This is a genomic window from Pseudoduganella rhizocola, from assembly GCF_045984285.3.
Lineage (GTDB): Bacteria > Pseudomonadota > Gammaproteobacteria > Burkholderiales > Burkholderiaceae_D > Rugamonas.
The window spans coordinates 81,247-99,011 of sequence record NZ_JBJQIK030000009.1; the positions used below are offsets into that span (position 1 = coordinate 81,247).

The 17,765-nt window shown below is 61.2% G+C and carries 19 protein-coding genes; 11 read left to right on the forward strand and 8 right to left on the reverse strand.

Going from position 1 to position 17,765, the window contains the following annotated elements; all coding sequences use genetic code 11:
* Positions 1-65: 65 nt before the first annotated feature.
* A complete protein-coding gene (locus ACJRPG_RS19005) occupies positions 66-1,088 on the reverse strand; it encodes an extracellular catalytic domain type 2 short-chain-length polyhydroxyalkanoate depolymerase (protein WP_408001673.1) in 1,023 nt (340 codons plus the stop codon).
* Positions 1,089-1,155: 67 nt separating this feature from the next.
* A complete protein-coding gene (locus ACJRPG_RS19010; RefSeq protein ID WP_408001674.1) occupies positions 1,156-1,734 on the reverse strand; it encodes a class I SAM-dependent DNA methyltransferase in 579 nt (192 codons plus the stop codon).
* A gap of 300 nt (positions 1,735-2,034) precedes the next feature.
* Here ACJRPG_RS19010 and ACJRPG_RS19015 point away from each other — a divergent pair, with 300 nt between their 5' ends.
* Positions 2,035-2,718, forward strand: coding sequence for a hypothetical protein (locus ACJRPG_RS19015; RefSeq protein ID WP_408001675.1), 684 nt, complete (start codon positions 2,035-2,037; stop codon positions 2,716-2,718).
* 7 nt (positions 2,719-2,725) lie between these two features.
* On the opposite strand, the gene ACJRPG_RS19020 is transcribed toward ACJRPG_RS19015, so the two are convergent.
* Both ACJRPG_RS19020 and ACJRPG_RS19025 read right to left on the reverse strand, forming a co-directional pair.
* On the reverse strand, positions 2,726-3,481 hold the full coding sequence (locus tag ACJRPG_RS19020; RefSeq protein ID WP_408001676.1) for a LytR/AlgR family response regulator transcription factor: 756 nt from the start codon (positions 3,479-3,481) through the stop codon (positions 2,726-2,728).
* Between the two features lie 4 nt (positions 3,482-3,485).
* A complete protein-coding gene (locus tag ACJRPG_RS19025) occupies positions 3,486-4,610 on the reverse strand; it encodes a sensor histidine kinase (protein WP_408001677.1) in 1,125 nt (374 codons plus the stop codon).
* Between the two features lie 145 nt (positions 4,611-4,755).
* Here ACJRPG_RS19025 and bla point away from each other — a divergent pair, with 145 nt between their 5' ends.
* Positions 4,756-5,667: a subclass B3 metallo-beta-lactamase gene (gene bla / locus ACJRPG_RS19030; RefSeq protein WP_408001678.1), complete on the forward strand. Its 912-nt coding sequence runs from the start codon at positions 4,756-4,758 to the stop codon at positions 5,665-5,667.
* A gap of 13 nt (positions 5,668-5,680) precedes the next feature.
* Here bla and ACJRPG_RS19035 read toward each other — a convergent pair whose 3' ends face one another.
* Together ACJRPG_RS19035 and ACJRPG_RS19040 are read right to left on the reverse strand one after the other, a co-directional pair.
* Entirely contained in the window at positions 5,681-6,157 is a 477-nt protein-coding gene (locus ACJRPG_RS19035; protein ID WP_408001679.1) for an AtaL-like protein, read from the reverse strand.
* 11 nt (positions 6,158-6,168) lie between these two features.
* On the reverse strand, positions 6,169-7,035 hold the full coding sequence (locus ACJRPG_RS19040) for an SDR family oxidoreductase (RefSeq protein WP_408001680.1): 867 nt from the start codon (positions 7,033-7,035) through the stop codon (positions 6,169-6,171).
* Positions 7,036-7,143: 108 nt separating this feature from the next.
* Between ACJRPG_RS19040 and ACJRPG_RS19045 the strand changes: the two genes are divergently transcribed.
* A complete protein-coding gene (locus tag ACJRPG_RS19045; RefSeq protein ID WP_408001681.1) occupies positions 7,144-8,034 on the forward strand; it encodes a LysR family transcriptional regulator in 891 nt (296 codons plus the stop codon).
* A 534-nt stretch (positions 8,035-8,568) separates the two neighbouring features.
* On the opposite strand, the gene ACJRPG_RS19050 is transcribed toward ACJRPG_RS19045, so the two are convergent.
* Entirely contained in the window at positions 8,569-9,021 is a 453-nt protein-coding gene (locus ACJRPG_RS19050) for a GIY-YIG nuclease family protein (RefSeq protein ID WP_408001682.1), read from the reverse strand.
* Between the two features lie 276 nt (positions 9,022-9,297).
* Here ACJRPG_RS19050 and rpmI point away from each other — a divergent pair, with 276 nt between their 5' ends.
* From rpmI to ACJRPG_RS19090, 8 genes are all read left to right on the forward strand, one after another.
* Entirely contained in the window at positions 9,298-9,495 is a 198-nt protein-coding gene (rpmI, locus tag ACJRPG_RS19055) for a 50S ribosomal protein L35 (protein WP_056156036.1), read from the forward strand.
* Between the two features lie 22 nt (positions 9,496-9,517).
* Complete coding sequence (rplT, locus tag ACJRPG_RS19060) at positions 9,518-9,877, forward strand: 50S ribosomal protein L20 (RefSeq protein WP_231769783.1); 360 nt, start codon at positions 9,518-9,520, stop codon at positions 9,875-9,877.
* Positions 9,878-9,984: 107 nt separating this feature from the next.
* On the forward strand, positions 9,985-11,001 hold the full coding sequence (gene pheS, locus ACJRPG_RS19065) for a phenylalanine--tRNA ligase subunit alpha (RefSeq protein WP_408001683.1): 1,017 nt from the start codon (positions 9,985-9,987) through the stop codon (positions 10,999-11,001).
* Between the two features lie 92 nt (positions 11,002-11,093).
* Positions 11,094-13,520 carry a phenylalanine--tRNA ligase subunit beta gene (pheT, locus tag ACJRPG_RS19070; protein ID WP_408001684.1) on the forward strand — a complete coding sequence of 809 codons (2,427 nt, stop codon included), beginning with the start codon at positions 11,094-11,096 and terminating at the stop codon, positions 13,518-13,520.
* 112 nt (positions 13,521-13,632) lie between these two features.
* Entirely contained in the window at positions 13,633-13,980 is a 348-nt protein-coding gene (locus ACJRPG_RS19075; RefSeq protein ID WP_408001685.1) for an integration host factor subunit alpha, read from the forward strand.
* 12 nt (positions 13,981-13,992) lie between these two features.
* Positions 13,993-14,385: a MerR family transcriptional regulator gene (locus ACJRPG_RS19080; RefSeq protein ID WP_408001686.1), complete on the forward strand. Its 393-nt coding sequence runs from the start codon at positions 13,993-13,995 to the stop codon at positions 14,383-14,385.
* A gap of 172 nt (positions 14,386-14,557) precedes the next feature.
* On the forward strand, positions 14,558-15,190 hold the full coding sequence (locus ACJRPG_RS19085; protein ID WP_408001687.1) for a response regulator: 633 nt from the start codon (positions 14,558-14,560) through the stop codon (positions 15,188-15,190).
* A 136-nt stretch (positions 15,191-15,326) separates the two neighbouring features.
* Entirely contained in the window at positions 15,327-16,859 is a 1,533-nt protein-coding gene (locus ACJRPG_RS19090) for a CHASE3 domain-containing protein (protein WP_408001688.1), read from the forward strand.
* On the opposite strand, the gene ACJRPG_RS19095 is transcribed toward ACJRPG_RS19090, so the two are convergent.
* On the reverse strand, positions 16,756-17,565 hold the full coding sequence (locus ACJRPG_RS19095; RefSeq protein WP_408001689.1) for a Crp/Fnr family transcriptional regulator: 810 nt from the start codon (positions 17,563-17,565) through the stop codon (positions 16,756-16,758). The two genes, ACJRPG_RS19090 and ACJRPG_RS19095, sit on opposite strands and share 104 nt — an antisense overlap.
* Between the last annotated feature and the right edge of the window lie 200 nt (positions 17,566-17,765).

Sequence of the window (17,765 nt, forward strand, 5' to 3'; positions counted from 1 at the left end):
GGCTGATGGTGCTGCTCTTTCCTTGGCCCGCCTGCGGGAGCAAGCGGGCTGACACTTTGCCCGCTTTATGGGCGTGCCGCCGGCTGGCCGAGGCGTTCCACCATCGCCATCACCGCCGCCATCTGCGGCGCAGCACGCGTGTGGAAGGTGGGGTGCTGCGGATCGTCGCCGGAATAACCCCAGAAGTCCCAGCAGCCGAGCGGATTGGCGGGAACGCCCTGCGAAGGATGCACTTGCGGATAAAGAACGATGAGCGCGTTCCTGTCGGCGAATTCGTTATAGCCGGTGCGGCCATAAAATGCCGGGCCCACCATGCTGGCGCCTTGCCGGCAACCGTGGAAGGCCACATGCACCGCGCAGTTGCCGTTGCGGCAGGCCTGCGGGATGTAGGCGTAGCCGGTGGCGTCCATGCTGCTGTGCGTACCGCGGATGAATTCCCGCTGGTCGAACTGAATCAGCTCGCCGCCCAGGGCGCCCTGCGCGGCGGGAGCCTGCTTGTCCGGATAGATATGCCGAAGCAGCTCCTGTGACTGGTTGAAGCCGCAGTTGTTGATGAAGGGGTACGTGGTCGCATCGCAGGGCGCGCTATCCGGATTCGCAGTGATGAAGCCGTGACCGGCGTCCGGGCTTTTGTGATAGCGCAGCTGGCCGGCAGGCGCGCCCGCCAGCAGGTAGAACTGCTGCACAGCATCCACGACCACCGGCCTCACAGTGCTGTCTTTCGCCCCGCTGAACAGGTAGACACGCTGGCGCGCCAGCTGCGCCACCGGATCGATCAGGCCTTGCTGCGCGAACGCCGCGGCATTGCGGAAGGAAGTCTTGCCGTCCGCTGCCACGGCGGCCGATACGGGCGCCATGCAGGTCGTGACTGCGGTTTGAAGAAGCGATGCCTGCGGATAGCTGCCGGCGCAGTAGTAAGGGCCGCCCGCGATCACGCCCACGCCCATGATGCGGCTGGAATAGGCCGTCGCCACCTGCGCAGCCATGAAGCCGCCCGACGAGACGCCCGATACGGACGTCTGCGCAAGGTTGGCGCCCAATGAGGGAAGCGGCTGCGCCGGCTGCTGTGCCAGAGCGGAGCCGCCCATCATCGCTGCGCACAATGTTATGAACCGTAGTGTTTCTCTCATCCTGTCATCTCTCTGGTTAATTTCTTTATTGGCGCCGCGCGATCCACACCGTCGCACCGCCGCACGCCGCGTCATCAACTGCAAGCTTTACTACCTCGAACCTGTTCGCCTCCAGCAAGCTCCGGTACTCCCGCAGATCGAGTGCGGCATGGTAAAGCATCGCGCCGCCATTATCGCTCCACGTCTCCCCATACTCGCTGCCCGACGTGAACATCAGCACCCCGCCCGGATTCAGCAGGCGCGCCAGTGCTGCGAACATCGCCCGCTGGTCCTCATGCTGCAGGTGAAACAGGCTATGCCACAGGATCGCAGCATCATAGGTTTCGTCCAGCGCCAGTTCCCGCATATCGCCGACCATGAGCCTCGCCTCAGGAAAGCGCCCGGCCGCAATCGATATCATCGCCGCGCTGGCATCCACGCCCGTCACCCGGAACTGCCGCTCCACGAGAAAGCGCAGAATCGGCTCCCCGGTGCCGCAGCCCACGTCGAGCACCGACGCGCCGCGCTTCAGCATCTGCACCAGCAAGTCCAGATAAGGCTTCTCGATCAGCTCGCGTGTCCGCGTCCTGTCAAACCAGTCCGCAATGCCGTCATAAACGGCCACGTTGGATGGAGGGTGTGGGTATGCCAAATGTCGCCCCGGTCTAATTCAATCTAATTTCTGCTGTTCCGTTCTAAACAGTTCTAAATCTACACTGCCGCTGTCTAAAACGGTCCAATAATTCATCGCGAAAGTCTAATCCAGTCTAACTTTTCAGGGAAAAAGTCTAAGCCGCACTGCGTTCTCGTTCCCGCTCTTAAGTTTTAGACCCTTTTTGAGCTGTGGTCTCAGTGCTATTCTCGGCTGATGAACCAAACCCGAACCCGTTCCCGCCTTTTCACCCGCGCAAGCGCAGTCGAAAGCATGCGTGTCCGCCTGACGCGGGAGGGCTTCCCGCGCGTCCAGATGTTTATCCTGGTAGCGCTGACCGGCCTCGCAGGTTTCGGCGCATCGGCCGCAATGCTCGGTGCCGGAATCGATTCGATGGCCATGCGCTACACGCTGGCGATGGGCGTTGCGTATATCGTGTTCTTCATGCTCCTGTGGCTCTGGTTACGCACCAGTGCAGCCGACTACATAGACATGATTCCGATCGGCAGCGGCAATACCACGGAAGATGCTGCCGGTATCGCCGGCGGAGGCGGAAGCTTCGACGGCGGCGGCGCCAGCGCCAATTTCGATACCGACAGCAGCCGCAGCGCCCTCGAAGCTGTCGCAGAGAATCCGCTTGAAGCCGTTGCGAGCGCGGACGAGGGCGCCATTCCCCTGGCCGTCATTCTGCTCGCCCTTGGCATTGCGCTGTCATCCCTGTTTGTGATCTGGTCAGCGCCTGTGCTCTTTGCCGAAATCGCGGTGGACGCCTTGCTGGCTGCCGGCTTGTACCGGCGGCTTCGCCTGCTGGAGCCGCAGCACTGGATGCGCGCCGCCTTGAGGCGCACCATCCTTTCCTTCGTCCTCACCACGCTGGCGGTCAGCGCCGCGGGCTTCGGCATGCAGGCCTACGCTCCCGAAGCCCGGTCCCTGGGCGAAGTGCTCGCAAGCCGCTGAACGGCGCTCACTGCATGCAGGCTTTCACAGCGCCCACGTGCCGTTCGCTCACTCTTACAATGCTGCCGCAGCGCAGGGTAAGCCGGTAGTAACCGTCATGATCGACCGCCAGGCTGCCGATCTGGTCGCGCCTCACAATGGTTCCCCGGTGCACCCGCAAGTACGCTTCCGTGCCGAGCAGGGACTCAAGATGCCCCAGCGTCACCCGGTGCAGTACCGAACGTGTGGCCAGGTGCAGATCGACGTAGTTGCCGGCCGACTCCGCCCACAATATATCTGCCGCCGGAATCTGTTCAATGCGCCCGATCGAGCGCACATTCAGGTGCGTGGCGTGCTTCGCTTCGCCGCTGCGCAGGAAATCGCGCAGGGCAGCACCATATGCCTCCCGCTGGCGCAGTTGCAGCATGCGCCGTGCCCGTTCCACCGCCTGCGCCAGCCGTTCATCGTTCAAGGGCTTGAGCAGGTAGTCAAGCGCGTGCACCTCGAATGCATCGACAGCGTGGCCGCTGTGCGATGTAAAGAAAACGATCAGCGGCGGCTCGCGCATGCGGCTGAGATCGCGCGCCAGTGCCAGCCCGGATTCGCCGGGCATGTGGATGTCCAGGAAAATGAGATCCGGCTCGCTGCTCGCCAAGGCCGTGCGGGCCGCGTTGGCGCTGCCGCATTCGGCCACCAGCGTCCAGTCGGCATGCGCCGCCATCGCCAGCCGCAGGTTCTCCCGCCCAAGCTCCTCGTCATCGACAATCATGTAAGGCACAGGCATGGCGCTAATCCGCTTCGGCCAGCGGCAGGCGAACCTCGACCACGAAGCGTTCGCCATGCCGTTCAGCCTGCAGCGTCGCGGCCGGGTTCATGAGCCGCAAGCGCTCGCGGGTGTTGGCGAGACCAAGTCCGGCGCCCGGGTTCGGCGAAATGTTGGCGCTGGCCGCATTCGATACCCTGATAAGCATCGTATCGCCATCCTGCGTGAAGCTCAGGCCAATTTCGCTTGGTCCATCATGGCAATCGAGATCATGGCGCAGCGCATTTTCGATCAGCGGCTGCAGCAGCAGCGGCACGCACGCCAGCTGGTGCAGACGCTCAAGGTCGCCCTGCACATGCACCTGCAGCCGTTCCCCGTAGCGCAGGCGCTGCAGGTCCAGGTAGTCGCGTACGAACTGCAATTCTTCAGCGAGCGTTGTTGTCGTGCCAATTCCCGCTGACAGCGCATAGCGCAGCAGGTCGCTCAATTTGCCAATGCCGCTCAGCGCCACCGCCGTGTCGCCCCGGCGAACCAGTGCACTGATCGCGTTCAGCGCATTGAACAGGAAGTGCGGTTCCAGTTGCCCCCGGAGCGCCAGCATGCGCTGCTCTTCGAGCGCCAGCCGCAGGTTGAGCAGGTCGGTCTGGCTGCGCTGCCACGCCAGCTCGCGCGCAATCGCCTGCCGCCAGAAGTGCATGGCCAGCACGGCCGCGAAGGTGCCGGTGCTGGAGAACCACCCCACCAGCAGCATGCGGTGGAACACGCTCCAGATATCGTGGAAGACGCCGGGCTCCAGATAGCCGCGCAGCCATGCCATATAGATCCACTGCGCCGGCTGGAACACGAGCACCAGCCCGGCAAACAAGGCAACCACATGGCGCGGCCTGGCGATGAGGGCCGGCCGGTAGGAGAGCAGGGCGCTCAGGACGGTGGCCAGCACCATGAGAGGGACGGCATATTCGATGAACCACGTTGTCAGGAGTGCGCTGTATTGGCTCTCCGCGCCGGCCCTCAGGTTGTCACTGTAGGTCTGCAGGGCGCCCAGCGCGCTGATCGTCCCCCACAGCAGCATGCTCAGGAAGGCGGACTTGATCGTAAACCGGGTTTTGGTAAAGGGAAGGGCAGGCGGGGCTGCATCCAGTGTCGTCATGCCAAAAGTATAGCAGCGCGCCCATCGGCAAAAAACGGCCGCGCGGCGCCTTCATCCCACGGAAGCGGAGTTTGGTCACAAAACTGCTGGCAGCCTGCGCGCGGCGTTGCAAGATTCGCCTGGTTCAACCACCCACACGAAAGCCATGAAACCAACTTCCTACCTTTTCGCCGCCAGCCTGCTGCTGGCCGCAGCCCTTCCGTCCGCCGCGCATGAAGACGCAATCAACTGCACACAGTGCAAGCAGTGGAACGTCCCTCAAAAGCCGTTCAGGATCCATGGCAGCACCTACTACGTCGGCACCACGGAACTGTCCTCCATCCTGATTGCAGGAAAAGACGGCCACATCCTGATCGATGGCGCCTTGCCGCAATCGGCGCCGCTGATCGCCGCCAGCATCCGCGAGCTGGGGTTCAGGATGGAGGACGTCAAGCTGATCCTGAATTCCCATGAACACTTCGATCACGCCGGCGGCCTCGCGGCATTGCAGCGTGCCAGCGGCGCGCAGGTGGCGGCCAGTCCTTCCGCCGCGGCGGCGCTGGAACGCGGCACCGTAGGCGAGGACGATCCGCAGTACAACCCCACCAATCCAACGATGCTGCAGAAAATCGCGAAGGTGCGCGTGCTCCGGGATGGCGAAACGCTGAAGGTGGGCAGCCTGGCGGTGACGGCGCACTTCACGCCAGGCCATACCCCCGGCGGCACCAGCTGGGCGTGGCGCTCTTGCGAAGGCGCCTCGTGCGTCAACATCGTGTATGCGGACAGCATCAACCCGATTTCGGAAGATGGCTACTATTTCACCGGCAGTGAAAACCAGCCCGACCGCTCCGCCGCATTCAAGCGCACGATCGACAAGCTGGCAGCGCTCCCTTGCGACATCATCGTCTCCGTCCACCCCGGCGTTACCGATACCATGGACAAGCTCGCGCGCCGCACGCCGCAGCACAATACCTTTATCGACGCAGCCAGCTGCAAGGCTTACACCGAATTCGGCTATCAGGCGCTGGCCAAACGCGTGGCGCGCGAGCAGGAGGAAAAGAAAAGCCAGCGCAAATAGCGCTGGCTGCATCTCAGCCCAGCTTGCCCTCCGCAAGCAGCTCGCGTGTCCGCGCCAGCGTGGATAGCAAGGCCTTCCTGTATCCCTGTTCGCCGCTCATCCACGCTTGCTCGGCCTGTTCTTCCGGCCCGCCCGGCGTTTTTCCGCGCAGGCCGAGATAGCAGTAGAACCTGAGCTGCAGCGCACCGGCGTCATCTTCAAACAATTCATTGATGATGACGCCCTCGCGCGGGCCGCTGGCCTGGAAGAAAGAGACTTTCCTCTCCGGCTCGAAGCTGATGATCTCGCGCAGATCATCGGCGCCGATGGTGGCCTCGCGCACGATGTGCGTGGGGCTCTCCTCGGTCACATCGCAGCGGGTGCAGAGCCCGGGCGGCAGGAACAGGCGTGCATCGCGCGCCTTCTGCACCAGCCCGGCCCATGCCTGCGCGCGGGTCAGATGGGTGACGCCTTCCGGATTCACCGGAACGGTAGCACTTGCATAGATCATGATGGCTCTCCTTAAACAGCAGCGGTTTCGCTGGCGAAGTCGCGGTAGGAACGCAGCGGGCGTCCCAGCAGCTTGGTCAGGCGTTCGACATCACCTGCCTCGGGCACCATGCCGTCGCTCAGGAAGCGTTCGCTCATCAGGCGCATGTCATACGCCATCCAGCCCGGCATGAAGTTGCGCAGGTTCTGCTCGAAAGCGGCCGTATCATCGCCGCCGTGAGCAATAGGCCGGCCCAGCACTTCGGACCAGATCGCGGCCACGCCGGCGCCAGTCAGCGTATCAGGGCCGACCAGGTTGAAGCGCTCCAGCGGCAGCGCAGCGCTGGACGCGTTCCGGCGCACCAGTTCAATCGCCGCAATCTCGCCGATATCGCGCGCGTCGATCATCGCCAGGCCCTTGCTGCCGATCGGCATTGGATAAACACCGTAGTTGACCACGACATCCTTGATCGTCAGGTCGTTGCCCATGAAGTAGGCCGGGCGCAGGATGGTGGCGCTGAAGCCCAGCTGCTCGATCATGCGCTCCACCCCGAATTTGCCCGCGAAGTGCGGCACATTCACGTAGCGATCGCTGTGGATGACGGACAGGTAGACGACGTGCTTCACACCCGCCTGTCTGGCCACATTCAGCGCGATCAGCGCCTGGGTGAATTCATCCGGCGCCACGGCGTTCAGCAGGAACATGGTGGAAACGCCCTGGACCGCAGCGCGCACGGAATCGGGGTCGAGCAGATCGCCTTGCACGACGCTGACGCCTGCAGGGAAATTTGCCTTGGCAGGATCGCGGACGAGGGCGCGCACATCGGCGCCGCGTTTAACGAGTTGTTCAACAACTTGGCGGCCCACAGTGCCATTAGCGCCGGTAACGAGGATAGTCATGGTTTTTTCTCCAGTGAGTGAATGTCAGTTGACAGTCCCCATGGTAGGCATCCCACGGGCGATCCGAAAGCCTGTATATTTGGACATCCTGTCTCACTGGTGGAACGCATGGACCTGCTCGCTCTCGCTGATTTCAACCTCGTCGCCCGCCACGGCGGCTTCGGCCGCGCCGCCCGCGCCACTGACCGCCCCAAGGCCACGCTCTCCCGCCGCGTCGCCGAACTCGAAGCCGAGCTCGGCCTGCGCCTCTTCGAACGCGGCTCGCGCATGCTGAAACTCACCGAGGAGGGCCGGGCGCTGCACGAGCGGACCGGCGCCTTGCTGACCGAAATCGACGAAACCGCAGCCGCCATTGCCCAGGGCGGCGCCCGCCCGCGCGGCACCTTGCGTATCAGTGCGCCGCTTCTGTTCTCGCAAATGGCAATGGGCAAGCTGGCCGCTAGTTTCGCGCTGAAATACCCCGAAGTGCGTCTTGAGGTGACAACGGAGGACCGCAGCGTCGACATGGTGGAGGAGGGCTACGATTTAGTTATTCGCGTCAATCCCGATCCGGATGAAAGCTTGGTGGGTCGGATCCTCTTACGCGACCGGCTGGTTGTGGTGTCCAGCCCCAGCCTGGTCCGCCCGTTAGATGGCTCCCCGGTCTCAGCCGTGGTGCGGGACGTGGGGGCAAAAAGCGCCACCTGGGGCGTCCGCACGGCTGCCGGACAATCGAGTATTGCGGTGTATCCTGTGCTGACTCTCTCGTCGCTGATCATGGCGCGAGACGCGGCCCGTATGGGCGTCGGTGTGGCGCGCCTACCGTTGTCATTGGTTTTCCATGACTTGGCAGCCGGCATATTGATACATTGGGGGGATGCCGACCTACCAGAGACTGTGCTGTGGGTTTTGTACCCATCGCGTCGCCTGTTAAGCGCGCGTGTTGTGGCCTTCATCGAGCATCTAAAGGGAGCGTTCCCTTTAGGAATGCCCGAAGAATTAGCTGCCACTACTAACTAATTTGCTTGGAAGGTGGCAAGCGATGTATATTTCAGGCCGCGTCCTATGATTTAATGGTCACTGCTAAAAGAATAAATATGAATAGGCGGTGCCAATTGCGATCGAAAAAAGCGTCGCACCACTAATAAAAAAAAGTAAACTGCACCAGAAGAGACGCCATGTGGCTCTGCTATACCCATCGCAGTCAGCGCCAAAAATGGTTTGTGGCTTCCTATAGGCGTAGTTCGCGGCTTTTCGAATTTTTCGGGCCGTAAGACGAAAATCCAGAGTTCGTGTAACCGCGGCACCGCAGCTAGAGAACGCGGCGCATACAAGTAATATTACTGCCACGGCGAAGCACATTTTAGATAGCTTAGGGAAATTCGATAACGGTAATTCTCTACTCATCAGCATTGAAACGGCCACGCCGAGTCCGGCCACTGATAGTCCCGAAATTAAGGCGATTGTAACTGAGAATTGCGCAATGGCTAGGCCCTGCCATCTGACATACCGCACACTGGCTGTCTGCAAATTCGACATGGTAAATTGATTCGCTTATGCGTCAATGCTTACTGAATTTGGGACAAAATGTTTTACTGCTTTGATGTTTTCGTTGGTCAAAATCTGAACGGGAATTCGTTTCCCTTGGATATTATGTATAGGTTGGCCTTCTTCAACGTAGTGCCGAATCATTAACTTTTCTGCTGATTTCAATGTGGTCGCCGCGCTTTGGCCGGGCTTTAATCTGAGTTCCGCCCAAACAAGTTTACGTTTACCATTCTTGGCACTACTAATTGCCTTCATAAGACTGTGATTGTTGAGTTGATTTTTGATCCGACTTTGAAGTTTCGTGGCTTTACCTACATAAAAAACTTGCACAGACTCCCCATATTCTCGATAGAATACATAAATTCCTGCAGCAGCAGGTATAGACTTCACTGCCGGATCTTTTTGATCCGAAGGAAGATCGATTGGTTTGCGCCAGCTTAATCTCGGGTTGACTGCCATCACTGCATCTCCATACGGTTGCCCACGTTCGGATGACTGAGCACAAGGTTATGCTTACCCTGCGTTTTATCATCGAGTATTGGTTCAGCATAACATTTTGTGCATAGCGAAAAGTCACCAATTGTCACCAATGGCGTGGGCCGCAGGCTAGGTGCATGGCTTTTGCCTTCCGTTTTGGAATTCTTGTGTTACAATCCGAGGTTCCCGTGAGAGCAGGCACCGAAAGCGCAGCAAAGGGCTGCCACCTGCAATCCGGTCATGTTTGGAGCATTTAACATGCCAAAAATGAAAACCAAGAGCAGCGCGAAGAAGCGTTTCCGCGTTCGCCCAGGTGGCACCGTGAAGTCCGGTATGGCGTTCAAGCGTCACATCCTGACCAAGAAAACCACCAAAAACAAGCGTCAACTGCGCGGCACCCGTAACATCGATGCGACCGACGTCCAGCGCGTCTACGCAATGATGCCATCCGCTTAATCTCATATACTAAGGAGCTACTATGCCTCGAGTAAAACGTGGGGTTACTGCGCGTGCCCGTCATAAAAAAGTACTGAACCTGGCCAAGGGTTACCGCGGCCGTCGCAGCAAGGTTTACCGTATTGCCAAGCAAGCAGTGATGCGCGCTGGCCAGTACGCCTACCGCGACCGTCGTAACAAGAAGCGCGTGTTCCGCGCCCTGTGGATCACCCGTATCAACGCGGCATCGCGTGAACACGGCATGACCTACAGCGTCTTCATGAACGGCCTGAAGAAAGCCGCTATCGAACTGGACCGTAAAGTCCTGGCCGATATGGCTGTGGCAGACAAGCCTGCGTTTGCAGCGATTGTCAACGCCGTGAAAGCAAAACTCGCTGCCTAAGAACAGTGATTGATGTTGCATGCCGCCGCAAGGCGGCGTGAAGAGCGGGGCAGGGTATAACAACCTGAGCCCCGTTTTTAATTTCCAAAACAGGAAAACACAGCCGGATGAACTCCCTCGAACAACTCGTCGTCTCCGCGCAGGCTGATTTTGTCGCCGCCGCAGACGCTGCCGCCCTCGAAAACGCCAAAGCCAAATACCTGGGCAAGACCGGCCAGGTCACGGAACTGATGAAGGGCCTGGGCAAGCTGGACCCGGAAGAGAAGAAGGCGCAGGGCGCCCTGATCAACGCCGCCAAGCAGCAGATCGAAGCCGCGCTCACCGCGCGCCGTGATGCGCTGGCCGAAGCCCAGCTGCAGCTGCGCCTCAATGCCGAAGAAATCGACGTGACCCTGCCGGGCCGCGGCCGCGCCACCGGCGGCATCCATCCCGTGATGCGCACCTGGGAGCGCGTGGAGGCCATCTTCCGCTCGATCGGCTTCGACGTGGCCGGCGGCCCCGAGATCGAAACCGACTGGACCAATTTCACTGCGCTGAACAGCCCGGAAAACCACCCGGCCCGTTCCATGCAGGACACCTTCTACATCGAAGGCAACGACAGCACCGGCAAGCCGCTGCTGCTGCGCACCCACACCAGCCCGATGCAGGTGCGCTATGCGCGCAGCCACCAGCCGCCGATCAAGGTGATCGCGCCCGGCCGCACCTACCGCGTGGACAGCGATGCCACCCACTCGCCGATGTTCCACCAGGTCGAGGGCCTGTGGATCGCCGAGAACATCAGCTTCGCGGACCTGAAAGGCGTGTACCTGAATTTCGTGAAGGCCTTCTTCGAGACCGACGACCTGCAGGTGCGCTTCCGTCCTTCCTACTTCCCGTTTACCGAACCGTCGGCCGAAATCGACATCGCCTTCGGCAGCGGCCCGCTGAAAGGCCGCTGGCTGGAAGTGTCGGGCTCGGGCCAGGTGCATCCGAACGTGGTGCGCAATTTCGGCCTCGACCCCGAGAAGTACATCGGCTTCGCGTTCGGCTCCGGCCTCGAGCGCCTGACGATGCTGCGCTACGGCGTCAATGACCTGCGCCTGTTCTACGAAGGCGACCTGCGCTTCCTGAAACAGTTCAACTGATGGTCGCCCCCGCGCAGGCGGGGGCCCAGGAGTGCGCTGCGGCGCCCCTGGGTCCCCGCCTCCGCGGGGACGACGGATAAAAGGCTAACAATATGCAATTCTCCGAAAACTGGCTCCGCACCATGGTCGATCCGAAGATGACTTCGGACGAGCTCTCCCATCTGCTCACCATGTCCGGCCTCGAAGTGGAAGAAGTGGATCCTGTCGCGCCGCCGTTCACCAATGTGGTGGTCGGCCATGTGCGCGAAATGGCCAAGCACCCGAATGCCGACCGCCTCAACGTCTGCCAGGTGGACGTGGGCACCGGCACCTTGCTGAACATCGTCTGCGGCGCGCCGAATGTGCGCCCGGGCCTGAAGGTCGCGTGCGCGATGGCGGGCGCCGTGCTGCCACCGGGCGCCGACGGCAAGCCGTTTGAAATCAAGGTGGGCCAGCTGCGCGGCGTGGAGTCGCAGGGCATGCTGTGCTCCGCGCGCGAACTGAAACTGTCGGAAGAGAACAGCGGCCTGCTGGAGCTGCCGGACGATGCGCCGGTCGGCCAGAACTTCCGCGACTACTTTGCGCTGAACGACCTGAAATTCACCATCAAGCTCACGCCGAACAAGGCGGACTGCCTGTCCGTGCTGGGCGTGGCGCGCGAAGTGTCCGCGCTCACCGGTTCGCCGCTGTCGCTGCCGCAGTACCGCGCCGTGGCTGTCAACACCGATGAAAAGCTGCCGGTGAAAATCAGCGCGCCGGACCTGTGCGGCCGCTTCTCCGGCCGCGTGATCCGCGGCCTGAACGCGAAGGCGGCAACGCCGGAATGGATGAAGCAGCGCCTCGAGCGCAGCGGCCAGCGTTCGGTCTCCGCGCTGGTGGACATCTCCAACTACGTGATGCTGGAAGTGGGCCGTCCTACCCACGTGTTCGACCTCGACAAGATCCATGGCGGCCTTGATGTGCGCTGGGGTAAAGCTGGCGAATCGCTCAAGCTCCTGAACGGCAATACCGTTGCCGTCGATGAGTGGGTAGGCGTGATCTCGGACGACAAGGAAATCGAATCGCTGGCCGGCATCATGGGCGGCGACTCCACCGCCGTGTCGCTGGATACCGCCAACATTTATCTGGAAGCCGCATTCTGGTGGCCGAACGCCATCCAGGGCCGCGCCCGCAAGTACAACTTCTCCACCGACGCGGCGCACCGCTTCGAGCGCGGCGTGGACTACGCCACGACCGTGGAGCACATCGAGCGCATCACCTCGCTGATCGTGGAGATCTGCGGCACCGCGGACACCAGGGTCGGCCCGGTCGATGACCAGACCGTCAACGTCCCGCAGCGCAAGCCGGTCACGATGCGCACCGCGCGCGCCCAGAAAGTCATCGGCGTGCCGCTGACGGACGAGGTGGTGGCCGACATCTTCAAGCGCCTCGGCCTCGAATTCACGCTGGAGCAGGGCGTGTTCTCGGTGATTTCGCCGAGCTACCGCTTCGACATCGAAATTGAAGAAGACCTGATCGAGGAAGTGGCGCGCGTCTACGGCTTCGAGAACATTCCGGCCAAGCCGCCGGTGGCCGAGAACACCATGCGCATCGAGCCGGAGAACACCCGCTCGATCTTCGCCGTGCGCCACCAGCTGGCCGACCTGGGCTACCAGGAGGTGGTGAACATGAGCTTCGTGGAAGCGCAATGGGAGCAGGACTTCAGCGGCAACGACAGCCCGATCAAGCTGCAGAACCCGATCGCCAGCCAGCTGTCCGTCATGCGTTCCTCGCTGGTGGGCAGCCTGGTGGCCAATGTGCGCTACAACCTGAACCGCAAGGCGCCGCGTGTGCGCGTGTTCGAAGTGGGCGCCATCTACCAGCGCGACGCGAGCGTGGCCGACGGCCCGCTGACCGTGGCCGGCTACAGCCAGCCGCAGCGCGTGGCCGCCATCGCCTACGGCCCGGCCGCCGACGAGCAGTGGGGCCTGGACACCCGCGACGTGGACTATTTCGACGTGAAGGCCGACCTGGAGGCGCTGTTCGCCCCGGCGACCCTGCGTTTCAGCAAGCTGGCGCATCCGGCCCTGCACCCCGGCCGCGCCGCCGCAGTGGAGCTGGACGGCAAGGTCATCGGCTTTATCGGCGAGCTGCATCCGCGCTGGTTGCAAAAATACGACCTGCCGAAAGCGCCCGTCATTTTCGAGGTCGATGCAGTTGCGTTGCAGCAACGCCGCGTGCCAGAATATGTGGAAATTTCGAAGTTCCCCGGCGCCACGCGCGACCTCGCTGTGGTGGTAAAACAGCAGGTGGCGGCCCAGGACCTGCAGGACGCCTTCGCTGCTGCAGCCAAGGCCCACGCCCAAGGCCAGGTCTTGCAAGCCATTGTTTTGTTTGATGAATATCGCGGCAAGGGACTGGAAGTGGACGAAAAATCGCTTGCTTTCCGCTTTAGCTTGCAAGATACTCAAAACACTTTGCAGGACGATTTGGTGGACGGTCTGATGGCCGCGCTGGCAGATGCGGCGCAGTCGAAGCACGGCGCTAAACTGCGCGCGTGATGAACCTTTTTGCAACACCAGTTCTTTAAGAAGGCAGGGCAAGAAAATTAATAACAACGACGTCAATTCCGCCGTACTCCAATCCGCATTGGACGCCGAGCTGCACAGCGCCATGCAGACCGCGAAGGTACGCAAGGAAGCTGAAAAAGACTTGCCCACGCTGACCAAGGCGGAACTGGCTGAGCTGCTGTTCGAGCAGGTCGGCCTGAACAAGCGTGAGGCGAAGGATATGGTCGAGACTTTCTTCGACGAGATCCGCAATGCACTGGAACGCGGCGAGGCGGTGAAACTGTCCGGCTTCGGCAACTTCCAGCTGCGCGACAAGCCGCAGCGCCCGGGCCGCAACCCCAAGACCGGCGAGGAAATTCCGATCACCGCGCGCCGCGTGGTGACCTTCCACGCCAGCCAGAAGCTCAAGGCCATGGTGGAAGAAAGCGCCGGCATGGCGCGTGCAGCCTGATAAGGGTGCGGCATGAACGATCGCCTGAGCAAGACTGAACTCGCCGTATTGCCGCCGATTCCGGCCAAGCGCTATTTCACAATCGGCGAGGTCAGCGAGCTGTGCGGCGTAAAACCGCACGTGCTGCGCTACTGGGAGCAGGAGTTCACCCAGCTCAAGCCGGTGAAGCGGCGCGGCAACCGCCGCTATTACCAGCACCATGAAGTGCTGCTGATCCGCCGTATCCGCGAGCTGCTGTATGAACAGGGCTTCACCATCAGCGGCGCACGCAACAAGCTGGACAGCCGTGCCGCCCACCAGCATGCGGATGGCGCCGATGTTCTGGACAATTTCACGGCCGAACCGCCGCTCGATCCGGTGATGATCCGGGCCGAACTGCAGGCGATACTGAGCCTCCTGAAGTAATTCCACTGGGAAAGGCGCTCTGCAGGCGCCTTTTTTTCGCCTGTACCCGGAGTGCCTGTAGGCGCTACAATGACGGGAAACGTTACATCTTTAGTGCTACAATAATAACGTTATAATTTTGCCAGTAAATGTAGACGCTGATCGATCAATAGAAGGAATTTGAGGCTAGATAATGATACGCGTTGCCATTTGTGACGATCACCAGATTGTAAGAGCAGGATTTAAACAGATCTTTTCGTCATCGGACGATTTCACCGTGGTTGCCGAAGGCAGCACCGGCCGCGAGGCGCTGGACATTGCGCGCCGCGAAATCTGCGATGTTCTCCTGCTGGACATCGCCATGCCGGACCAGAGCGGCATCGACACGCTGCGCACCATCCGCCAGGGCCAGCCGGACCTGCCGGTGCTGATCCTGTCCGGCTACCCGGCGCAGCAGTATGCGCTGAACCTGTTCAAGATGGGCGCCAACGGCTACCTGAACAAGGAGTGCGAGGCGGAAGAACTGATTACCGCCGTGCGTACGGTCTACCAGGGCCGCCGCTACGTGAGCTCGCAGGTTGGCGAGCTGCTGGCCCAGAGCTTCGACCGCGATCCGAATACGGCGCTGCATACCGAATTGTCGGACCGCGAGTTCCAGGTCTTCCTGCGCCTGGCGCGGGGCGCTACCGTGTCCGATATCGGCACCGCGCTCTCGCTCAGCATCAAGACCGTGTCGACCTACCGCACGCGCATCATGGAAAAGATGGGCCTGCAGTCGAACAGCGACCTGACGTATTACGCAATGAAAAACAACTTGTTGGACTAATACGTCCGCAACATCCTGTTACAGTTTTCCCGTGCGCAAATGTTGCGCACAATAGGTTTCCCTGGGGCAGCAGCACGCAGGCGGGTCTATAATGACTTGCCCTGCCGTAGAGCAAACCAGTCAGGACGCTTTCAGGATGCACTTCACTCTCACACCGGCGCCGCAACACAGGCTGCCCATCTACAAGACGGTTCTCTGCGTCACCATCGCATTGATCCTGGTGGTAAATGGCATCAGCCTGTTCCAGAACCTGCGGTCGCTGAAGGGCGCCAATGCGCAGCTGGTGCAAAGCTCGCGCGTCGCCGAGCGCCTGCAGTACCTCGACGTGCTGGTGCAGGACGCCGAGAGCAGCATGCGCGGCTACTTCCTGTCCGGCCAGGATATCTACCTTGGCCCCACCCGTACCGCCGTCTCCAAGACCGAAGCCAGTTTCCGCGAGCTGGAACGCCTGCTGGCCGATAATCCCAACCAGCTCAAGAACCTGAACCAGCTGCACACGCTGGTGCGGCGCAAGCTTGGCATCCTGGCCGAGACCATGGAGATCTACCGCCACGGCGGCCTGGATGAAGTGGTGAATGTGGCGCGCTATGCCGACGAGCGCAATGGCATGGATGAAATCCGCCTGCTCACCGTCATCATGATCCAGGAGCAGAACGAAATGCTGGCCAAGCGCAGCGCGGCCTTCTATCACGAATACCAGAAGGCCATTGTGCTGGGCATGGGCATCAATGCGGTGGCCATCGTGGTGCTGGTGATGTTCTACCAGCTGGTGCGGCGCAGCTTCATCAATCGCGCGGCCGTGGAATACGCGCTGCAGCAGTCCAACGAAAACCTGGAAGCGATGGTGGCGCAGCGCACCGAGCAGCTCTCAGTGCTGTCGCGCCACCTCATCAGCATCAGCGAAGAGGAGAAGATGCGCCTGTCGCGCGAGCTGCATGACGAGATGGGGGCCAACCTCACGTCCATCAGCATGGATATCGCCGCCGTCACGCACCAGCTGCAGAAAACCAATCCGGAACTGGCGGCGCAGCTGCGCCGGGCGCGCGGCACGCTGGTGGAAACGGTGGAGCTGAAGCGCCGCATCATCGAGAACCTGCGTCCGAGCCTGCTGGATAACCTTGGCCTGTGCGCCGCCATCGACAGCTATTCTGAAGACTTCAGCCGCCTGACGAAGATCCCCTGCGAAACCGAGATCGGGCCGGAGGTGGATGGCATCGCGCGCGCCGGCGACAACAGCCTGTCCATTGCACTGTTCCGCATCGTGCAGGAATCGCTGACCAATATCCGCAAATACGCCAAGGCCTCGCACGTGACGGTCACGCTGAAGACCAATGAAGACGGCCAGCTGGTGCTGCGCATTATTGACGACGGGGTGGGGATTGCGGCCAACAACATCGTGAAGCCGATGTCGCATGGCCTGCTGGGAATGCGGGAGAGGGCGCTGCTGCTGGGGGGAACACTGACAATACGCCGTGGCCGGAATGACCAGGGCACCTGCATCGAAGTCCATATCCCCCTGAAGGGAAAGGACGCCGTGCATGGCGCCCGTGCGATACCGGCCGGGCTCAGCAGCCCGCTACGTCAACGAGCAGACGATCATACTCCGTCTTCGCCACCTTATAGCATTCCCCCGCATACTGCTCCAGGCCCTCGCGGTTCAGCACAGTGATATTGCCGCGGCGGTAGGTGATCAGGCCATCTTCCTGCAGCTTGCCGGCGGCGGCCGTGATGCTTTCGCGGCGCACGCCCAGCATGATGGAGATCATTTCCTGGGTCACTTTGAGTTCATTGCTTGGCGAACGGTCCAGGCGGTCCAGCAGCCAGCGGCACAGTTTCTGCTCGATGGAGCTGTGGCGGCCGCCCACGGCGTTCTGCGCCATCTGGGCGAACAGGGCAGTGTTATAGCGCATCAGCAGCTGGGGCAGGGCGCCGCCCTGGTTGAACACGTCGCGCAGGGCCTGCGCTTTCAGGCGGTAGCCGTAACCGGCGCTTTGCACCACGGCGCTGCACATGGCGCGCTCGCCCGGGAACATCGACACGCCTACCACGCCTTCATGGCCCACCACGGCAATCTCGGTGGTGGCGCCGTCTTCCATCACATACAGCAGGGAGACAATGGCGGTGGTCGGGAAATAGACGTTTTCGAGTTTGCTGCCGTATTCGAAGAGTTCTTTGCCGAAAGGCATTTGCACCAGTTCCAGGTGCTCGAACAGGGATTCCAGCACGTCACGAGGCAGTGCGGCCAGCAATTCGTTCTGCTGGGTGCCGCTATAGCTGACAACCGGCCGGGACGCTACTTTGAAGTCGCGGGCGCTGGCAGGCAGGGCACGCGATGCAGAGTGTTGAGCGGTAGCGCCAGGTTGAGCGTTGTTCATATTATCCTCACAGACTTAAGTACACGGTTCGCTGGTCGGCGCCGGTTTGGACGTCCGGGTGGGGCTTCTGTTCTCGCGCCCACTTTGCCGATTGCGTTGGTAGTACTTTAAGTTCCTATGTAGGTAACGAACATAAGACGTGTTTCCGCCCTCATGTAGGTTGGCAACATGACACTTTGTAAGCCTGATCCTACTTGGGC